Genomic DNA, 18629 nt, shown 5'->3' with positions numbered 1-18629 from the left:
AAAGGGGCTTACCCCCCCCCACCCCGGTCCCCCCCCACCTGGCGGGGCCGCGCCTTAAAAAAACCCCAAGTTAATACATCCGCACGCGCGTGGGTGGCTGGGGGCCGCCCAGCCCGTTGGTGGGGCCACGGCGCATCGGCTGTTTGATCACCTGCCCCGGCGCTGCGTGAGACGGGCTTGGCTTGGTCGCACGCTGCTCGGACATTTGCGTCACCACCGCGAGCCGGCCCTCGTCATTTCGCGGCCTTGACGAATGACGGGTCGATCATCTGCTCCGGCGTCACGTCCGCCTGAAGCAGCCCGGCGTTCTTGGCGGCTGCCTCGACATCGGCGAATGTCTTGGTGGAAAATTCGCCCGTCAGCGCATCCTTGTTTTCGGCGAGAGTATAGTAACGCACGCCATCAAAGGCGGTGTTGAGGTCTTCGACGCTCGAACCAACCGCCTTGGAGATGATCGCCCGGCCGTCGGGCGTGTCGGCATTGTAAGCCTTCAGGGCCGCATCCCAGGTTTTGATCATGGCAAGCACCTGGCCGGGACGCGACTTGATCACCTCATCGCGCACCACGAACACGTCACTGATCAGGCCGGGATCTTCGCCTGCGGTGAAGAGCAGCTTGACGTCCTTGTTCTGTGCCCTGGCCGCGGTGAGATAGGGCTCATAGGTAACCGCGACCGGGACCTGGCCGGCGATCAACGCACTGCCGGCATCCGCCGCCGGCATTGGAACCGGCTGGACATCGGCGATGGACATGCCGTTCTTGGCGAGCGCGTATTTGAGCAGGATGTCGCTCGTCGTGCCTTCCTCGAAAGCCACCTGTTTGCCCTTGAGGTCGGCGACGGAGGCGATGTCCTTGCCGGCGATCATGGCGTCCGCCGTCATGCTGACGTCGAGCAGAAGCACGATCTTCACCGGCAGGCCGGCCGCAACCATGCCCATAGCCGTGTGGGTCGCGATGTTGGCGGCATCGAGCTGGCCGCTCGCCAGGGCGGCGTTGATGTCCTTGTCCTCGGCGAAGTTCACGATCTGCACGTCAGACAGCCCGTTTGCCTTGAACAGACCCTTGGCTTCGGCGACGTGCCACTGGCCGTAGCCAAGCCATGGCTCGATGCCTATCTTGAATGTTCCTGCCTCAGGCGTCGCCGGAATTGTCGTGTCGGCCGCGTAGACCGCCGGGGCAAACCCGACGGCAGCAGCCATAACGAGTGCCCGAAATTGTCCTGCTAGGTTACGCATCATCTTGTTCCCCTTGATGATCAGGCCGCTTTTTTTGAGCCAAACATCCGGCCTGGTGAGAATGCGGGCTTCTGCTCTTGCGGCACCGTGCCTCGGCATCTTAGCTGTCCGTTCAACGAAAGTGCGACGACACTTCAACGTCAGCAACAGCGGATGTCAAGGCTAAATACATACATGCATATACAAGTTAGCCCCCCTCCTTCCGACTCTGATTCGCTTCACTGCGATCAGGTTTTTTTGGATGGAGAATATCGACTGCCAAGCGAGTAGCGGCTGCCAACGTAAGTCAGCTTGCTGATCGTGGCAACGACGGCGCCCGTCCATGTCCGGCGATGCAGAAACAGGCAGCAGCTGCCGACGTCGATGCCCAGATACCGCGCCGTCTCGGCATCGGCAGGGGTCGCCGAGATGATGTGCTCGACCTCCGTCACGGGGGTTTTCTGCATGAGGTAGTCGTAGGTCGCTGTCTTGGAAAAATCCTGCTTGTCATAGTCGGGTATCAGGCCCGGGTTGACGAAGCGCTCTTCCAGTTGCACAGGCAGGTCGTTCTCGAAGTTGACGACGATGGAATGGTAGACCGACACGCGCTTTGCAAACTCAAACGAAAGCGCGAGCTCCTTTGTCGGCGTGATCTTTTCGAGGACGATAACCTCGGAGCGATGCCTGTTTCCCCGCGCGACAATTTCCGCCGCGATGTTGTTGATCTCGATCAGTGCGGATTGCGGTCGAGGCGGCGCGATGAATGTGCCGACGCCCTGGAGCCGGATCAGAAAACCCGCAGAGGTCAACTCTCGCAAGGCACGATGGACCGTCATCCGAGACACGCCGAGTGTCGCCACGAATTCATTTTCGGACGGCAGCTTGCGGTCCTTGCTCCATCGCCCCGTTCCGATATTCGTCAGGATGTAGTCCTTGACCTTCTCGTAAAGAGGGCTGGCGGTGTCGGGCAAAGTGATCATTACAAAAATCCTTTCCGGCAAGGTTCGGAAATCACACGCGCCCGGCAGACCGCATCCGGATGATTGTTTTCAAGCCATCGCCCTGTCCCGCCAACAACCGCTTATAGGCTGCGGGAACATCATCCAGGCCGATCTCCCGGTCGATCAGTTCGACCATGGGCTCGCTCAATTCGCCGAGCATCCGGATGGCGTCGGGAAGCTCATCGGCAAAGGCGTGGCATCCCAGCAATGCGATTTCGCGTTCAACCAGGATGTTGGGATCGATATCGAGGCGGCCGTGGAATATGCCGACCATCGCAACGGTGCCGCCGGCGTCGAGAACGCCGAGCAACTGGCCGAGTGCTGCGATGCTGCCGGTCGCTTCGACGGCAGCGAGCAAGGGGGCATCCGCGGTGGCGGCGGCGATGGCGTTCCGGTTCAAATCGACGATGCTGGCGCCGGTGACCCGCGCCACGCGGGCGCAGCGGCCCTGATTGCGGTCGGCGACGAGCACGGTACCTGCGAATGTCCGGGAAAGCAGCAGTGCGGCAAGCCCGCCAATGGTCCCGCAGCCGACGACAAGAACGGAACCGGCCGTTTTCGGCAGACGCCGCACTGCGTGCAACGCTACAGCCAGCGGCTCGGCCATCGCCGCGACCCGTTCGTCAAGCACGGCTTCGACGATGTGCAGGAGGCGTGCGGGCAGGACCGCCTGTTCGGCAAATCCGCCGTCGCATATCTCGCCGACAAAGCCCAGCGACGTGCAAAGATGCCGCTTGCCTGCATGGCATTGCGCGCATTCTCCGCACCAGAAACGGGAATCGGCGACCACTCGGTCGCCAACACCGACGGTATCCACGCCCTCGCCGATGGCAATCACCGTGCCTGTCAGCTCATGGCCGGCCGTGGAAGGCGATCGGCTTATCCATTGGCCCGTGCGGAAGTTGTGGAGATCGGAACCGCAAATGCCTGCGGCATCGACCCTCAGCTTCACCCAGCCTGGCTCGGGAGCGCCTGGCGCGGCGATATCCTCGACGCGCAGGTCGCCGGGTCCATGGAGCCGCGCCGCCCTCATCGTCATCGTTTCCGCTCAGCCGGCGAGATAGCGATCGCGGATCTCCGAAACCGCGTTCTCATGCGAGCTGAATCCTTCGTAGCGGGCGAGCCTGCGGGCATGCAGGGCGAGTTCCGGATAGGCCGCCGAGGTCACATAGCCGACCGACGATCTCTTGACGAAATCCGTCACGGAAAGCGGTCCAAAGGTTCGCGCCCACCGGCTGGTCGGCAGCACCGCATTGGGTCCCAGGACGAAGTTGGCGAGGGTCACCGGCGTATGCGGACCCATGAGGATCTCGGCAGCTTCCGTGATACGTCCGAGATGCGCAAATGGCTCCGCTGACAGAATCTCGAGGTGCTCCGGCGCATAGTCGTTGATGAACCGGTAGCTGTCCTCCAGCGACTCGGTCAGCACGATGCCGCCGCGCTTCCCAGTCAGCACCGCGCGTGAGAACTCCACACGCTGTTCGCTCATCCTGGACCAGTGTTCCGGTATCGCAATCAACGCGGCTTCGGCGACCTTGCGGCTGTGCGTCACTAGGTAGGCCGAGGAATCCGGCCCGTGCTCGGCCTCGATCAACAGGTCAAGAGCGGCCAAGCCGCCGTCGACGCTGTGATCGGCAAAAATGATCGCTTCGGAAGGACCGGCGGGGAGACCTGTGTTGATGATCGGGGACAACACGCTCTTTGCCGCCACCACCCAGGGGCTCCCCGGCCCGACGATCTTGACGGCAGGCTTCACGGTCTCGGTCCCATAGGCGACGGCGGCGACCGCATGGGCGCCGCCGCACTTGTACACGGTCTCCACGCCGGCGATGCGGGCAGCAACCAGCGTCGCGGCGTCGACGGAACCATCCGAAGTCGCAGGCGTCACAATCGCGATCTGGGGAACCCCGGCAATCACCGCCGGAACCGAGGTCATCATCGTCACCGAGGGAAAGGCGCCTTTGCCGCGCGGCACATAAAGCGCAACGGAAGCAATCGGTGTGTATCGGTCACCCGCATAGGCGCCCGGCCGAACTTCCTTGAGCCACATCGTTTCCGGGCGCTGCTCCTCGTGGAAATGCCGGATGTTCTCAATGCCGAACCGGATACTCTCCACGACATCCTTTTCGACCTTGTCGAATGCCGCGTCGAACTCCGCTTCCGAAACTTTCAGTCCACCGTCGGCAACATCGGCTTTGTCGAGTTCGCGTGCAAACCGGAGCAGTGCCGCGTCACCTTCATCCTTGACGGCCTGAATGATTGGACGGACCTTTTCGATGAAGGAAGACAGATCTCCTTCGGCGCGTTTCAGTAAACTGGCCCGCTGATCGACGCTGAGGGATGACAGGCGGTGGAAGCTGACGTCAGACATGGCGGCTCCTTTTGTTAGAACGCAATTACGATTAGCGCTTGTCGATCACTTCTGGGACACGTCTCCGGCCCCTGAAGCCTTCAAATCGATGCGAGAAAGCCTCCATCCACGGGAATGGACTGGCCGGTTATGTAGGCTGCCGCATCCGAAGCGAGGAACACCGCGATTCCGTGCAGGTCCGAGAGATCACCAAAACGGCGCTGCGGAATCTTGGCGAGCATCGATTGCTGCCATGCCTCGTTGCTGTAGAACACGTCTGTCATCGCTGTTCTGAAATAGCCAGGCGCAATGGCGTTGACCCGGATCCCGAGATCGGCCCACTCTGCAGCAAGCGCCCGCGTCATGCCGAGGAGGCCTGATTTCGACGAGCCGTACGGCACCGCCGTGGGAACCCCAACCTCGGAGGTCAGCGAGCAGAGATTGATAATGACGCCGGGCCGTCCGGCGTCTCTCATCTGCCGCGCGGCGGCTTGGGCGCAGAAGAAGGCGCCTTTGAGATTCGTATCGACAATCCGGTCCCACAAGGCCTCGTCGACATCGAGTGAAGGCCGGACCTCTTCCACCCCCGCATTGTTGACGAGAATATCGAGACCTCCGAGCAGGCTGCCGGCCTCGGCTGTCGCCGCCCGGCAGCGGTCGACATCGGTGACATCCAGGGCGACGGCGTGCGCGACCCCGCCGGCGGTGCGGATGGCGGCCATCGTCTTCTCGAGCGAGGCCACGCTGCGCGCCGCGACCGCGACGTCGGCGCCGGCCGCGCTGAGCGCCTCGGCGATGCTGCGCCCGATGCCACGGCTTGCGCCGGTTACAAGCGCCTTCCTGCCTGACAGATCGAAGAGAGATGCGTTGCGCATGTCATCCTCCTTGGTAATGTCGCGCTTGGACCGATCGCGTCGAGACTATCCGAATGCAGCTTATCTATACAAGCATGTACATCATGGCTGTAGTGCGCCATGCGGAACTTTGCTTGTCAGAGCGGCAGCGCATTGACCGACATCGGACCGGTCTACGCGGTTCGCCCCAGCCCATCTGGAGTTCATCGGGAGGGGATAGATGAAGCGCGCAGTAGACCACGACGCGATGAGCGTGGTCGGCTATACCACCCCCTGGAGTGCCAAAGCAGGCCAGCGGATCAACCTCAGCCTGTCATGCGATCGGCCGATAAAGGCCACACGAATTTGCCGGCTCGACAAGCCGGCTCCGGAATTTCTCGCCTGGCCCATCGAAACGATAGGTGAAGCACGGCATCGGCATTTCGACCAGGGGTCGTTCCTGTTCGTGCGAGCCGGCGAACTGGCCAAAGTACAAGCCGTCCACGGCATTCGTTTCGAGCTGTTCCTCACGCGCAACGAAGGTGCGCGCACGATCCTGGAAGCAGGCGCCCTCGGGCTGCGCCTCCGCGACGACGGCGCATTTGTCGTGGAAATCGGTGACGAAACCTTTGTCGAGAAGAAGGCGCCAACTGGTGTGTGGCTCACCGTCGAATTGGATCTGCGGCAGGAACAATCGCGTCTGCGCATCAAATCCCATGACCGTCTCGCGCCTTACGAACTCCATGAAGGTTTTGGCGGCCCGGCGCGGAACCTCCAGGCGCACGGCATCCATTTCGGCGCAAGTGCCACCAACCACGAACCTACCCTCAACGCGAAATTTGCTGCGATCCGGCTCGACACCCCACAGGGGACTGTTGCCTGGGATTTCCCGACGCTGTTACCAACGCAACCGATCCTGTCGTCGGGCGGAGCAGATCCGCTGCTCCTAGATGTGATCAATCAGCCAGCCTTCTGCGTGACTTCGGCACGCTGGGACGGATCGAGCTTCGAGCCTCGCTTGGTGCCGTCGCACTACGACGCTATCCATTGCCACGACGACGACATCGGCCCGCTTGAGTGGCCGGTCTCGCACCGCGTGACGATCCCCGAAAACGCACACCCAGGCGTCTACGCGTTCCAGGCCGAATGGGAGGGTGGCTACGAACGCGTGGTGTTCTTCGTCACCTCTTCACAGGTTTCGTCGCCGCTGTTGTATCTCGTGCCGACGGCCACCTATCTCGCTTATGCGGACGAATATCTCCCGGATCATCTTTATGAATGGAAAGGCGACGACCGGGGACATCGCTTCGCGATCGCCAACAATCTGAAATCCCTTTACGACTACCATTCCGACCTTAGCGGTGTTTCCATCTGCTCCTACAAAAAGCCGAAAGTGACGCTCAGGGACGATTACGATTATCCGCTCTGCGGCTGCCCACACAATTTGCCGGTCGATCTGCATTTCCTCCGATTCTGCCACGACAATGGAATCGTGTTTGACGTCATGACCGATCACGAGTTGCACGAATGCGGCATAGACGGTTTGCGTCGACATCAAGCCGTCGTCACCGGCAGTCATCCCGAATATGTGTCGATCGAGATGGAGCAGGCGCTGCGGCAGTTTGTAGCCGAAGGCGGCAGCATCGCCTATCTCGGCGGAAACGGCTTTGCTGCCACTGTGGCTTTCAAGGACGACCTGATGGAGTTGCGGCGCTCGCCGCTGGAGGCCGGCCGCACCTGGGACGGCCCGGTCGCCGAACAGGCGCTGTCGATCACCAACGAACCAGGCGGCTATCTCCGCTGCCGCGGCCGAGGCGAATTCTCGCTGATCGGCGGTGCAATCTCATTGATGGGTTTCGATGGCGCACGCCCCTTCACGCGCACTGAGGAAAGCCATGAAGCAGGATGCGCATGGCTGTTCGAAGGCGTTGAAAATGCGACCTTCGGCACCGACGGCATGGTGCTGGGCGGTGCCGCGGGCTACGAAGTGGATGCGACGGATCCAGCCCTCGGCACTTCCGCTGACACCGTCGTGATCGCGCGGGCGACGAGCTTTCCCGACAGCTTCTTCCAGGATCCGACGCGCTGGTATGAGGGCGGGGATAAGCAACGCATCGCCCGCCGCTGCGCCGAAATGACCCTGCGAAAGCTCGCAGCAGGCGGCTTGATCTTTTCGGCAAGCTCGGTTGCCTGGTGCGGCGCGCTGCCAGCCGCAGGCGCCATGAACGATGTCGGCAGGATCACGCTCAATCTGCTTACCCGCCTGGGCGCGACGAAAGGAGAACCCGGCCGAGAAAAATCGACCAGCTGATTGGCGCCGTTACGGAAAGACCCGTATCCGGTTTTGGGAATCAAATCAGTCGGCGTGCAGCGGCTTCGTCTCACATGCCTCTCGCCACCTGGCGGGCGGCAGTTGCCTCAGCCGCAACCAGCCGGCGAAATTGCAGCCCGGTGGTGAAAGTTGGGCGGAGGCCTATGTGGCGAGCGGTGACTTGGCGGAGGAAGTCGCGAAGTTGAAAGCCCAAGAGGGCAAGCCGATCATCGCCCACGGCGGAGTGAGCTTCGCCCGCAGTCTCGTCGCCCAAGGACTGGTCGACCAGCTCGCCCTGATGGTGGCCCCGTGGCGCTGGGCAAAGGCCTGCCGCTGTTCTCCGAACTCGCCGCGCCGATGTCTCTCAAGCTGGTGAGCTCGAAAGCCTTTCCGGGGGCCGCGGTGGCGCAGATTTACCGGCCAACGTGAACAGGTCAGAGAATGTGTGCAGCCAACGAACCGACGAAGTAAGGGCGAGGTATAAATGAATGCGATCCCTTCGGATCGTCGTCGATCGATAGGAGCCTGTGCATGGCGAAGCTTGTGTTCGGAATGATGCAGTCGCTCGACGACTATGTCGCTGGCGCCGAGGGCCGGCCCGGGCTGCCGATGCCGGGCGAGGCGCTCCATCGCCACTTCAACGCTGCGTCTCGTGGCCAGCGACCGGGTTGGCGAGGACGCGATCAGAGTGACGTACGTTCCCCGCCTGATCACAACCCACCCGACACCCTAACGTCCGTCGGACCGAATTTGAGCTCATTCCCACTCGATTGTTCTAAATCTAGTTAGGCCATTGATATAGCTAGGTTTTTTATTCGTTGCCGCGCAAGAAGCCGACCCATGGGCCGTCAAAACGTTACAGTCTTGATTTCAAATGGAAAAATAGCACGAAAATTTTTTGTGCGGTTTTGGCATCTATCGAAGTCGATCGCCTTTCCCGACCCACTTTGGGCAACTCAGGTGGGTTTCACAGCGAACCAAGAAAGTACCGTCACTAACTTTCATAGCACAGCGCGCCACAACGCGACCCGCCGCGGCAGCGTCATCCAAGCGCCATCCCTCTCCGTTTGTAGGTGAACTGGATACCGCTGGCAGTGCAAACTGGACACTCCCGGCAGCATAAACTGGACACCTCAAGACCCACCCGCTCCGAGAGTTGTGTGCGTCAAGTTCTGCAAAATGGCGTGGCATTGCGTTGACGTTGGCGTGTCCGCCGCGCAGCCCCCGTGTTTAGCGGAGCGGCGGACACATGACGGTGCTCAGGCGGCCAAGGCCCTCAGGGGAGAGGGGCCCCGCGTTCCGTGGCACCGGCCCGCAACCTTCAGAATATGATAGCCCGCGGCAACCGGAGAAGGGAATCTGTGCTCTCAAACCAGCATCGACTGCTGGGCGGAGATACCCGCCGTCGCGCCATGCGATGTTGCCAGGGTGACCGAGGCCATGAGGGGGTTGGCGAGGTCGCCGGCGGCGTAGATGCCGGGAATGCTAGTTTCGCGGCGCTCGTCGACCTTGAGTGCGATGCCGAGGGGCGTATCGACCGTGGCGAGGCCCAGTGATTCATGCAGGCTTGCGGACGGCTTGTTGCGCGGATGGGCGAACAGGATGTCGACCGCGACATTGCGGCCGGTATCGAGATTGACGGTGGCGATATGGCCCCCGTGATGGGCGATCTCGGTGATCCGGCCATCGACGACAGGTATGTTGCGGCGCGCCAGATCGGCCCGGATATCGGGTGGAATGTCGTGACCATCGGCGAAGAGCGTCAACGTGTCGGTCCAATCGTGGTACAGCCTGACATAATTGTGCGACTGCGGGCCGGACCAGACGAGGCCCCAATGCTGGCCGGCGGCCTCAAAGCCGTCGCAATAGGGGCAGGGTACGATGGACGTGCCCCAGCTTTCGGCAAAGCCCGGAACATCAGGCATCTGGTCGGCGACGCCATAGCTCAGGATCAGGCGCCGCGCCCCAAGGCTTTCGCCATCGCCAGTGAGGACGGAGAAATCGTCGATGGCGCCGGAGACGCTGTCGGCCCGGGCACTGACCAGCCTGATCGTGGGATAACGCGCCAGCTGCTGCCGCACCTCGGCCAGGATGTCCAGCGGTGGCTTGTGATCGTGACCGAGCAGGCCATGCGAGTGGCCGGCGAAGCGATTGCGCGGCAGGCCGGTATCGAGAACTGTGACCTTGCGGCGGGCACGGCCGAGCTGCAGGGCGCCGGCGAGACCGGCAAAGCTGCCGCCGATGATGATGACGTCATCCATGGTGATGGGCTCCGTGTTGTTGATGGAGGGGAGTGGGCTGGGCCTGGCGCGAAATATCGTCCAGCGATACGCGCTCGAGACGGGCAGCGAGCAGGGCTTCGGCATCGGCGAGAAAGTCGCCCATCACTGTGTTGGCCGGCCGGACAATGCCGCATTCGATATCGCCGGGCGGCCCGGGGAAACTTGATTTGGAGGACAGGTTGAAATCCACCCGCTAGCTTGCACATTTCGGAAACTACATGGTATCGTAATTCAAGAATTAGGATACTGTCAAGGACTGGAATTGTCGTGACCGAAAACAGCCAGGGCCGGCGCGGCCGGCCCGCCAACGAGGCGCTTGGCCAAACGATACTCGACGCCGCTTGCGAACTCTTTGTGGAATTGGGTTTTCAAGCGACGACATTGGACAAGGTCGCCCAGCGGGCGAAGATATCCAAGCTCAGCATCTATCGGCACTTCGAGAACAAGGAGGCGCTGTACAGCGCGGCCATCGCGGCCGGCTGCCATCAGTTGTTTGCACCACAGGCCCTTCTTGAAGGCGTCGACGGTTCGGTCGACGATCAGCTCATGGCGGTGGGATCATCACTGCTTCGCACGCTGTTGAGATCAGACGTCCGCAGTGTCGAAGCCATGGTCATGGCCGACAAGACGAATCAAAAGTCGTTAAGCAAGCTCCATTACGAAGCCGGCCCCGCCCATGTCATCGCCCAAATCGAGGCCCTGTTGCGCCAGCTGCACGCGAAGGCGGTTCTGAACGTGCCCGATCCTCTCCGGTCCGCCCGCTTGTTTGCCGCGCTTTTCAAAGGATCCGATCTCCTGATTATCGCACGCTTCGATCAGGCGAGAGCAGAAGACGACAACGAAATCGAATCCTATTGCCGGTCGGCCATCGCCATGTTCATCGCCGCGCACGGTGGCAACGACCACGCGGGCGGATAAGCATTTGATTGCTCCGGGCAGCTTGGCCGGGACCGTATCCAGGCGCTTCGTCATATTGGGCCGGCGCGCGGCCGAGCTTGCACAGATCGCGGCACCTCATCTTTCTCCCAACGACAAAAAGACGCTCGCATCTACCGCGGTCCAAGCTCCCGCCTGGATGCGGTCGACGCTTCTCTCCATCGCAGATCCGGCAGCAGTCGGGACAACATTTGATAGGTGATGCGACGGTGCCATCCGACGATATGCTATCGGGTCCGGAACATCGATCGGTACCGCAGCCAAAGCTGAAACTATGTATGTCGATAACTAAAGTTCCGTCAGCGCAGAAATGTCATGGTACGGGCAATTTTCGTTATATTTCAAAGCGTTGACGCACAGAAAAGTACCGTCAAATCCCAAAAACGAATGACGGTACTTTTTAGAATGCTCTGTCGGATACGAAAAGTACCGTCAAAAGTACCGTCAGAGTGATCTGCTACAAGCTGCGAGCCGCGCCAGGCGCTCCGATAAACTTAACTATTTCAATGATTTGATAGGTTTGTCAATTGCATTGATAAGGTGCCCTGGCTAGCAGTCTGCCCTGCCCGCAAATCATTGTATTTTCTGCGAAATTCTACGCTAGAGCCGCCTATCATCGCCGTTTCCCTCACTCCCATTCGATTGTGCCTGGCGGTTTGCTCGTCACGTCATAGACGACGCGGTTGATGCCGCGCACCTCGTTGATGATGCCGGTGGCGGCTGCGCCCAGGAATGCCATGTCGTGACGGTAGATATCCGCGGTGCTGCCATCTACCGGTGGTGATGCGCGTACATACCGATAAGGGCAGCGGTCACGAGCCGCGCTGTCCCCACGGGCATTGCTCTACGTGCGCCCTTCAAGGAAAAGGAGCATTGTGACGGGGCTTAGCTATAGACGCTGTAGCGTTGATCTAATGCGATTTATCGCAGCATCGACGCCTTGCCTAGGCAGACTTTCAACCTTGTAAAATGAAAGGAACGTAAGCGAGGCTTGAGGAGCACAGGTATTCAGAATAGCTGTCTTGAGAACACGCCGCACTGGCCGCCTGAGGATCAGCCAATCGACCCACCAAGGTGAGCCCAAAGTTGTTATTGCAACCACCTTCCTTAACTGGCGAAGTCGCGGTTGCATGGCACCAAGATCGGCTGCGTGATCGTATGCAATACCAGGCACCCATACCCTGTCGAACCAGCCCTTCAATATAGCTGGAGGTCCGAACCACCACGTGGGAAAAATCAAGACGATAGTCTCGGCCCAGAGAAGATCCTCAATCTCTTTAGCTACCTCTGTGGTCTCGAATCCGGAATAGTAGCTCGCACGCTCCGCCGGTGTAAGAGCCGGGAAGAAGCCAGATCGATACAGATCAACATGTCGGCACTGGTGCTTCGCATCCACCAGGGTGTCGATAGCTGCGTTCGAAAGCGTTTGGCAAAGGCTTGGATTGAGTGGATGAGCCGTGACAATCAAACATCGCATACTAATATTTTGAATCCTCCCCAATTTGGTTGCGCTGCGCGTCATCATTCGTGCGGCGCGGTGCTCGGGCAAAGCTTCTCATAGCAATCATGGGATTTCGAAATAGCTGTACGCGCCACAGTCTTCAAAGAGCAATTGTTTTTCAACGCCGAGAATGGCCCTTCTCGTCGCCTTGAGGGACTAGAGGCCACCATGCAAGGACAATCGCCTACATCTGCCGGGGTATTATCGCTTCCGCCACTCTGCTCTCGGCAGCTCGCTAAGACTCCCCCTCATTCCCACTCGATGGTTCATAGCTATGGTAACTCGCTGATTTGGCTATCGCAAATCCTTTGCGCATGACGAAGAACCCTCTTGCGATCCGTCAGAAATTTGCGCTCTTGATTTCAAACACCAATTTCGACGGTCCACGATTTGCTCGTTTTGGCGACTATCGGTATCAATCGGTCGATTTCTTTCTGACGGCCGCCGACCGCTCGAGACAGCGCCATCGGCGACCTGCCAGGCGTCAGTCGCGCGATATGGACAGCCCCGCGAGAAGCGGCGCGTACGCGGCGAGCCTGCGGGATACGAACTCCGTGAAGAGCCGTACGCGCTTCGTCTTGCGTGTCTCCCCCTGCGTGAGAAGCCAGAGCGTTCCGTACATGTGCAGGTCGGTGCCCGGCACCCTCGCCAGCAGGGGGTCGGCATCGCCGACGAAGCAGGGCAGTGTCGTGATCCCGAGCCCTTGCCGTACAGCAACGATCTGCGCCTCGGCGTCCGTGGTCCTGAAGGGAACCGCCGTGGTGCGAACCTCACCCTCGCTGGCCCATTCCGGAATTCCATGAATGCTTATGACGATCCACCGGATGGGATCAGGTGCGCCCGCACGCCACGCGGCTAGTCGATCGCAGGACATATAGACGCCGCCGAACAGCTCCGGTCCCTTCAGGCCGTGAAGATTGAGCGGCAGGGTTTTGCGGTCGTAGACGACGCGGATCGCGACGTCGGCCTCTCGGTTGGTCAGATTTGCCAGCTCGCCGGACGACAAGATTTCCATCTCGATGTCCGGATGCAGACGCGCGAAGTCGGCGAAGTCCGGCATGAGCAGGTGTGTCGCGAGGGGCGGTGCCAGCGTCACCCGCAGAAGCCCGCGCACGCTCTGGTCGCGCCCGAAGACCCGCGTCTCCAGCAGGTGCGACGACACTTCCATCTGGTCCGCGAACTCGAGGACCTCCTCGCCCGCAGTCGTCAGGCGGTAGCCCGAAGGCAGCTTTTCGAACATGTGCACCCCGAGGCGTTCCTCGAGCTGGGCGACACGTCGCAGCACGGTCGAGTGGTTCACACCGAGGCGCTCGGCGGCGGCCCGCACCGAGCCTCCGCGCGCGACGGCAAGAAAGTAGCGAACGTCATCCCAGTCGATCATGGTGCAATCCGGCACCGCGCGGTGCGCCTTCCAAAGCCCGTATCTAACACATCGAACAGCAGTACGGGCGGTCATCATAGCCTATGTCGACGCGCGCAGCTCAATTCCGAACGGCGGACGCCGATCGTCGCGGCTGGCGTCAGTCGCCCAGCCGGATCGATTTCGCACCACCGATGTGCGCGCTTCCGCACTCAACAACTGACGCCGGCGGACCCATTTCGAGGTTCTCGGGGGTGTCCCCGCACAACCAAAGGCGAAGGCCTGGAAGGATAAGTCATGGGAAAGCTTGAAGGGAAGGTTGCAGTCATCACCGGCGGCGCTACCGGCATCGGCCGCGCCGCAGCAAAGCGCTTCATCGAGGAGGGCGCCTTCGTTTTCATCTTCGGCCGTCGGCAGGAAGCGCTCGACGCCGCTGTGGCCGACCTCGGGCCCAATGCCCGCGCGGTGAAGGGCTCGGTCTCCGATCTGACCGACCTCGACCGACTTTACGCTGCGGTGAAGGCCGAGCGTGGAACCCTCGACATCGTCTTTGCCAATGCCGGGGCGGGAAGCCAGCTTCGGCTCGGCGAGATCACCGCCGAGCACATTGACGAAACCTTCGACACCAATGTGAAGGGTACGATCTTCACGATCCAGAAGGCGCTGCCGCTGATGAGCGAGGGCGGTTCGATAATCCTGACCGGATCGAGCGCTGGCACCACGGGCGCCCCGGGGATGAGCGCCTACAGCGCGAGCAAGGCGGCAGTGCGCAACCTCGCGCGGACCTGGGCGGAGGACCTAAAGGGCACCGGCATCCGGGTAAACGTGCTGTCGCCCGGGGCCACTGCGACCGAGCTAGCGAAGGAAGCGCTAGGCGAGGAGGGCCAGAAGGTCTTCGCCTCGATGACTCCGCTCCAGCGCATGGCCGATCCGGCGGAGATCGGGGCGGCGGCGGCCTTTCTCGCGTCGTCGGACAGCAGCTTCATGACTGCCAGCGAGGTCGCCGTTGACGGCGGTCTTGCGCAACTCTGACGCGCTAACCCAGCGCCGTTGAAGGCCGGGGAAATCAATACCAACACGGATCGGAGAAGATCATGAGCTACGCAATTGTAGGATTCGGTAAGATAGGCCAGGCCCTCGCCCACGCCTTCGCCCGTAAAAACATCGACGTGGCCGTCGCGAGCCGCCGACCGCCCGAGGCGTTGGCGCCGCAGGCTCGGGCGATTGGACCCACGGTAGTCGCCAAGTCGCTGCGGGATGCACTCGAGGCCGACACAATCATCTTGGCAGTCCCGTTCGGGGAGCATCGCGAGGTTGCGAAGGCTCTGCCGAGCTGGGAAGGCAAGACAGTCATCGACGCGATGAACGCGTTTCCAGTGCCTGAAGAGCTGGACGGTCTCCCGTCCTCCGCCTTCGTCGCGAAGGCGTTCACCGGCGCCAAGCTCGTCAAAGGGTTCAATCATCTGGGTGCGGCCTCTCTGGCTGCCGATCCGATCGTCCAGGGCGGGCACCGTGTCGTCTTTCTGTCGAGCGACGACGAGGACGCGACCGCTCCCGTGGCGGCCTTGGCCAAACAACTCGGGTTCGCACCCGTCAAGCTGGGAAAGCTCAACGAGGGTGGCGCGCTGGTGCACGCGCGCGGCCGCACTTGGGGCCAGCTCATCTTCCAGGATTTGTTCAAGAAGGAGCAGTAATCGATGTACGACCATGTGACTTGGCCCGAGCGATATGATCCGAAAACGTCGGCCATCTACGCACTCAACGACATTGACGTGAAGGCGCCGCCTGAAGCGGTCTGGAAGCTGCTCGTCGAAGCCGAGAATTGGTCGAGCTACTTTCCCGCCGAGGATCAGGTCAAGATTCTGACGGGGGAGCCGGAACTGGCGCTCGGAACGCGATACAGCCGTGTGACGGTTGGATTTCCGATGAGTCTGGTCGTGACGGAATGCGAGCCCCTTCGCAGGCTCGCATGGGCGACGACAGTTGATGGCGACGAGACCGGCTCAAGCGCATACCATGGCTGGGTCATCACGCCTACGGACCATGGCTGCCATGTGCTGACCGAGGAAACGCAGCAGGGCCCCTTCTTCCTCGATGAACTCGGGCGCAAACATCCCGGCGCACTCTATCGGTATCACCAAGACTGGGTCGAAAGCCTCGCCCACGCAGCGGAGGCGGAAACAGCGAAGACGACAGTGGATTGATTGCGCTTCCTGTTTAATTTTGGAGATGAATGAGATGAATATCGAACTCAAAGGCCGCAAGGCCATTGTTACCGGATCCACCGCCGGTATCGGCCGCGCGACGGCGGAGGGGTTGGCACGTGCCGGTGCATCGGTCGTCGTCAACGGCCGTGGAAACGCTCGGGTCGATGAGGCGGTGCGGCAGATGCGGCAGGCCTTCCCCGGCAGCGACATCTCGGGTATCGCCGCTGATCTTGCGACAGCGGAGGGGGCAAAGGCCTTGATCGCGCATGCGCCTGACGCCGATATCCTTGTGAACAACGTCGGTACAGCACACATCCGGAGCTACAACGGCGTCGAGGATATCGCAAATATCCCCGATGAGGACTGGCTTGACCTCTTCCAGTTGAACGTAATGAGTGGCGTGCGCGCGAGCCGTCATTACCTGCCGCGGATGGTGGCGAAAGGCTGGGGCCGCATCGTGTTCATAAGTAGCGAATCCGCAGTCAACATCCCTAAGGAAATGCTCGACTATGGCATGACCAAGACCGCTCAACTCGCGGTCTCACGCGGGCTTGCCGAGGCGGTCGCGGGCACGGGCGTCACCGTCAACGCCGTCCTGCCGGGACCTACCCGCTCTGAGATCCTGGGCAACTTCATGGCGAAACAGGCTGACGCAAATGGAATCACGCAGCACGAAGCCGAGCAGGGCTTCCTGCAGGCGATGCGTCCGACGAGCCTCATCCACCGCTTCGCGACCACCGATGAGGTGGCCAACATGATCATCTACACATGCTCGGAGCAGGCTTCGGCGACCACCGGCGCGGCTTTGCGGGTGGATGGTGGCGTGGTCCGCTTCGTCGCGTAGCAGGACGACCAAATTGTGCCGTTCGCCAACTCGGGTCCGCTGTCGGCCAAGCTGCTGAAGCATGGCACGCTTAAGTCTACAGGGATCTGGCGCACGGCATGCGCACGATCCACGCTTGCGGGAGCACTCTGAAACTATGCGAGGCACGAGAACGTATTCAGCTACGGCGCCGTCCCCGCTGTGCTCGGCGGCTGTGTGCTCGTCTCGTTGGTCCCGCCCCGGGGCTTAGACCATGATACAAATCCACGGAACATGATGTCTATTGTCCGAGGAATTGGATCGGCGCTCCGATCCCAATCCAAAGCATGTGCTGTGAACGGCGCGGTGGATCGATCCCTTTGAGCATCTCTACACATAATCGAAGGTCTATCGCCGACCTGCAAAACGGCTGCTTGTTCTTGCAGAATCGCCCGCGAACTATCGCCTCCTATCGTTGACCAACAATTTCCGAATATATCCCACAGTACTCCAACCTACTCTACCGCACGCCCCCTCACTCCCACTCGATTGTTCGGACGGACCATAAGCATCTGATTTCCCTCGAAATTTCTCAGTTTAGATGACAATAAGCCGACATGGGGGCTGTCAAAAATCTACGCTGTTGATTTTAAACAGATTTTTCACTGAATATTTTTCGCATGATTCCGGCATCTATCGAGGTCGATTGCCTCTGAGAACCGATTTTTAGCGGCTGGGAGCCGCTCCGCTAACAGCGGAAAAGTACCGTCATGTCTCTTATAGCAAGGTTTCGTCGCCCGGGCGAGGCTCGTCCAATCCGCGCCCCAGAGCAAGCCTACACGAGGGCCTGACGCACCGTGTCGCCGTGAAGTCAGGTGGCCGGCAAGCCTGGATCGATGCCGGTCATGGCGATGGAGACGTCCCAGAGCCGCTTCGCAAGCGCGGGATCTTCGGCATGCGGCGCGCGCTTTGCTTCGCCGGCTACACCGCGGATTCCGCCAAGGCCGGTGGGACCGTAATAGCCTCCGGGCTTCACCTTGCCGGTCGCAGCCAAAAGTGCCGGCCACGCGCCCTTGTCGGAGCTATTGAGCAACAGGCCGACGATTGGGCCTGCGATCTGGACAATCCCCATGTGGCGGCCAAGACTTGTATTGGCGACGCCAGGGTGAACGCCGATGGCTGTGACGGGTGACTTCGGCGCGCGCAGGCGACGATCCAGTTCGAAGAAGAACAGCGCGTTCGCCAATTTGCTGCCGCCGTAGCGATCGGTCTTGATGTAGCTCTTGTCGGCGTTGAGGTCGTCCCAGTCGATCTTGGCCTTCAGATGCGCGATGCTCGAGGTCACGACCACCCGCGATCCCGGCGTCTCCGTCAGTTTGGGCAGGAGCAGCGAGGTGAGCGCGAACACGCCGAGATGATTGACGCCGAACTGCGATTCGAACCCCTGCTTCGTGCGCGTCAGCGGCGGATTCATGATCGCGGCATTGTTGATGAGTGCATCGATCCGTGGCTCCTTCGCCGCGATCTCGGCTGCGGTGAGAACGCTGTCCAGGTCACCGAGGTCGAGCGGCAACCAGACGAGATCGGCATTCGGCGTGATCCGCTTGATCCGCGCGATGGCGTCCTGCGCCCTGGTCTGCTCGCGGCAGCCAAGCAGGACGCGCGCGCCCCTGGCGGCAAGCACCCGCGCGATTTCGAACCCGACGCCGGCGTTGGCGCCTGTGACGATGAAGCTTTTTCCCGTCTGCTTGGGAACGTTAGCTTCGGTGCAACCCTTGCAATTCGACATTTTCGATCCTTATCTATGAGTGACTACATACTCATTTATGGGC

Annotated in this window: 16 protein-coding genes and 3 pseudogenes; 9 read left to right on the top strand and 10 right to left on the bottom strand. The window is 60.9% G+C overall.

Going from position 1 to position 18629, the window contains the following annotated elements; genetic code table 11:
- Positions 1-233 precede the first annotated feature (233 nt).
- The 5 genes from NKJ15_RS31045 to NKJ15_RS31025 all read right to left on the bottom strand — a co-directional run bounded on the left by NKJ15_RS31045 (position 234) and on the right by NKJ15_RS31025 (position 5440).
- Positions 234-1235, bottom strand: coding sequence for an ABC transporter substrate-binding protein (locus tag NKJ15_RS31045; RefSeq protein WP_502896457.1), 1002 nt, complete (start codon positions 1233-1235; stop codon positions 234-236).
- Positions 1236-1462: 227 nt separating this feature from the next.
- Positions 1463-2194, bottom strand: coding sequence for a histidine utilization transcriptional repressor HutC (gene hutC / locus NKJ15_RS31040; protein ID WP_352502138.1), 732 nt, complete (start codon positions 2192-2194; stop codon positions 1463-1465).
- Between the two features lie 31 nt (positions 2195-2225).
- A complete protein-coding gene (locus NKJ15_RS31035) occupies positions 2226-3248 on the bottom strand; it encodes a zinc-dependent alcohol dehydrogenase (RefSeq protein ID WP_352772073.1) in 1023 nt (340 codons plus the stop codon).
- A gap of 15 nt (positions 3249-3263) precedes the next feature.
- Entirely contained in the window at positions 3264-4586 is a 1323-nt protein-coding gene (hisD, locus tag NKJ15_RS31030; RefSeq protein WP_352502137.1) for a histidinol dehydrogenase, read from the bottom strand.
- An 80-nt stretch (positions 4587-4666) separates the two neighbouring features.
- Positions 4667-5440 (bottom strand): SDR family NAD(P)-dependent oxidoreductase, encoded by a 774-nt coding sequence (locus tag NKJ15_RS31025; RefSeq protein WP_352473450.1) that lies wholly within the window; start codon positions 5438-5440, stop codon positions 4667-4669.
- 199 nt (positions 5441-5639) lie between these two features.
- Between NKJ15_RS31025 and NKJ15_RS31020 the strand changes: the two genes are divergently transcribed.
- The gene (locus NKJ15_RS31020) at positions 5640-7709 is read left to right on the top strand and encodes a N,N-dimethylformamidase beta subunit family domain-containing protein (protein ID WP_352819527.1); all 2070 of its coding nucleotides are present in this window, start codon (positions 5640-5642) and stop codon (positions 7707-7709) included.
- Positions 7627-7959: pseudogene (locus tag NKJ15_RS31015) on the top strand (hypothetical protein); the annotation flags it as partial. The gene NKJ15_RS31020 and the pseudogene NKJ15_RS31015, both read left to right, overlap by 83 nt.
- 1117 nt (positions 7960-9076) lie before the next feature.
- On the opposite strand, the gene NKJ15_RS31010 reads toward NKJ15_RS31015, so the two are convergent.
- Positions 9077-9970, bottom strand: a complete 894-nt coding sequence (locus NKJ15_RS31010; RefSeq protein ID WP_352473452.1) for an NAD(P)/FAD-dependent oxidoreductase — start codon at positions 9968-9970, stop codon at positions 9077-9079.
- On the opposite strand from NKJ15_RS31010, the gene NKJ15_RS31005 reads away from it, so the two are divergent.
- Together NKJ15_RS31005 and NKJ15_RS31000 are read left to right on the top strand one after the other, a co-directional pair.
- A complete protein-coding gene (locus NKJ15_RS31005; protein WP_352542047.1) occupies positions 9969-10157 on the top strand; it encodes a hypothetical protein in 189 nt (62 codons plus the stop codon). The genes NKJ15_RS31010 and NKJ15_RS31005 overlap by 2 nt on opposite strands.
- Positions 10158-10258: 101 nt before the next feature.
- Entirely contained in the window at positions 10259-10909 is a 651-nt protein-coding gene (locus tag NKJ15_RS31000) for a TetR/AcrR family transcriptional regulator (protein ID WP_352473455.1), read from the top strand.
- 646 nt (positions 10910-11555) lie between these two features.
- On the opposite strand, the pseudogene NKJ15_RS33130 reads toward NKJ15_RS31000, so the two are convergent.
- The 3 genes and pseudogenes from NKJ15_RS33130 to NKJ15_RS30985 form a co-directional block, all read right to left on the bottom strand.
- Positions 11556-11720 (bottom strand): annotated as a pseudogene (locus NKJ15_RS33130) (GMP synthase (glutamine-hydrolyzing)); the annotation flags it as partial.
- Positions 11721-11816: 96 nt separating this feature from the next.
- A complete protein-coding gene (locus tag NKJ15_RS30990) occupies positions 11817-12404 on the bottom strand; it encodes an NAD(P)H-dependent oxidoreductase (protein WP_352772071.1) in 588 nt (195 codons plus the stop codon).
- A gap of 508 nt (positions 12405-12912) precedes the next feature.
- On the bottom strand, positions 12913-13809 hold the full coding sequence (locus NKJ15_RS30985) for a LysR family transcriptional regulator (RefSeq protein ID WP_352502130.1): 897 nt from the start codon (positions 13807-13809) through the stop codon (positions 12913-12915).
- A gap of 276 nt (positions 13810-14085) precedes the next feature.
- On the opposite strand from NKJ15_RS30985, the gene NKJ15_RS30980 reads away from it, so the two are divergent.
- The 5 genes and pseudogenes from NKJ15_RS30980 to NKJ15_RS30960 all read left to right on the top strand — a co-directional run.
- Positions 14086-14820, top strand: a complete 735-nt coding sequence (locus NKJ15_RS30980; RefSeq protein WP_352473458.1) for an SDR family NAD(P)-dependent oxidoreductase — start codon at positions 14086-14088, stop codon at positions 14818-14820.
- A 62-nt stretch (positions 14821-14882) separates the two neighbouring features.
- Complete coding sequence (locus NKJ15_RS30975) at positions 14883-15482, top strand: NADPH-dependent F420 reductase (RefSeq protein WP_352473459.1); 600 nt, start codon at positions 14883-14885, stop codon at positions 15480-15482.
- 3 nt (positions 15483-15485) lie between these two features.
- The gene (locus NKJ15_RS30970) at positions 15486-15992 is read left to right on the top strand and encodes an SRPBCC domain-containing protein (protein ID WP_352450990.1); all 507 of its coding nucleotides are present in this window, start codon (positions 15486-15488) and stop codon (positions 15990-15992) included.
- Positions 15993-16026: 34 nt separating this feature from the next.
- Positions 16027-16839 carry an SDR family NAD(P)-dependent oxidoreductase gene (locus tag NKJ15_RS30965; protein WP_352473461.1) on the top strand — a complete coding sequence of 271 codons (813 nt, stop codon included), beginning with the start codon at positions 16027-16029 and terminating at the stop codon, positions 16837-16839.
- A gap of 3 nt (positions 16840-16842) precedes the next feature.
- Positions 16843-16955, top strand: a pseudogene (locus NKJ15_RS30960) (alpha/beta fold hydrolase); the annotation flags it as partial.
- Positions 16956-17668: 713 nt separating this feature from the next.
- Here the strand turns inward: NKJ15_RS30960 and NKJ15_RS30955 are convergent.
- Positions 17669-18586 (bottom strand): oxidoreductase, encoded by a 918-nt coding sequence (locus tag NKJ15_RS30955; RefSeq protein WP_352473462.1) that lies wholly within the window; start codon positions 18584-18586, stop codon positions 17669-17671.
- Between the last annotated feature and the right edge of the window lie 43 nt (positions 18587-18629).

It is taken from the genome of Mesorhizobium sp. M0207 (assembly GCF_040321995.1).
In the GTDB taxonomy this organism is placed as follows: Bacteria; Pseudomonadota; Alphaproteobacteria; order Rhizobiales; family Rhizobiaceae; genus Mesorhizobium.
This window is presented reverse-complemented; position numbering and strand designations above follow the sequence as displayed.

Excerpts from the sequence above, each read along its gene's own strand:
- NKJ15_RS31045 (WP_502896457.1), bottom strand. The coding sequence starts at position 1,235 with ATGCGTAACCTAGCAGGACAATTTCGGGCACTCGTTATGGCTGCTGCC.
- hutC (WP_352502138.1), bottom strand. The coding sequence starts at position 2,194 with ATGATCACTTTGCCCGACACCGCCAGCCCTCTTTACGAGAAGGTCAAG.
- NKJ15_RS31035 (WP_352772073.1), bottom strand. The coding sequence starts at position 3,248 with ATGAGGGCGGCGCGGCTCCATGGACCCGGCGACCTGCGCGTCGAGGAT.
- hisD (WP_352502137.1), bottom strand. The coding sequence starts at position 4,586 with ATGTCTGACGTCAGCTTCCACCGCCTGTCATCCCTCAGCGTCGATCAG.
- NKJ15_RS31025 (WP_352473450.1), bottom strand. The coding sequence starts at position 5,440 with ATGCGCAACGCATCTCTCTTCGATCTGTCAGGCAGGAAGGCGCTTGTA.
- NKJ15_RS31020 (WP_352819527.1), top strand. The coding sequence starts at position 5,640 with ATGAAGCGCGCAGTAGACCACGACGCGATGAGCGTGGTCGGCTATACC.
- NKJ15_RS31005 (WP_352542047.1), top strand. The coding sequence starts at position 9,969 with ATGGTGATGGGCTCCGTGTTGTTGATGGAGGGGAGTGGGCTGGGCCTG.
- NKJ15_RS31010 (WP_352473452.1), bottom strand. The coding sequence starts at position 9,970 with ATGGATGACGTCATCATCATCGGCGGCAGCTTTGCCGGTCTCGCCGGC.
- NKJ15_RS30990 (WP_352772071.1), bottom strand. The coding sequence starts at position 12,404 with ATGCGATGTTTGATTGTCACGGCTCATCCACTCAATCCAAGCCTTTGC.
- NKJ15_RS30985 (WP_352502130.1), bottom strand. The coding sequence starts at position 13,809 with ATGATCGACTGGGATGACGTTCGCTACTTTCTTGCCGTCGCGCGCGGA.
- NKJ15_RS30980 (WP_352473458.1), top strand. The coding sequence starts at position 14,086 with ATGGGAAAGCTTGAAGGGAAGGTTGCAGTCATCACCGGCGGCGCTACC.
- NKJ15_RS30975 (WP_352473459.1), top strand. The coding sequence starts at position 14,883 with ATGAGCTACGCAATTGTAGGATTCGGTAAGATAGGCCAGGCCCTCGCC.
- NKJ15_RS30970 (WP_352450990.1), top strand. The coding sequence starts at position 15,486 with ATGTACGACCATGTGACTTGGCCCGAGCGATATGATCCGAAAACGTCG.
- NKJ15_RS30965 (WP_352473461.1), top strand. The coding sequence starts at position 16,027 with ATGAATATCGAACTCAAAGGCCGCAAGGCCATTGTTACCGGATCCACC.
- NKJ15_RS30955 (WP_352473462.1), bottom strand. The coding sequence starts at position 18,586 with ATGTCGAATTGCAAGGGTTGCACCGAAGCTAACGTTCCCAAGCAGACG.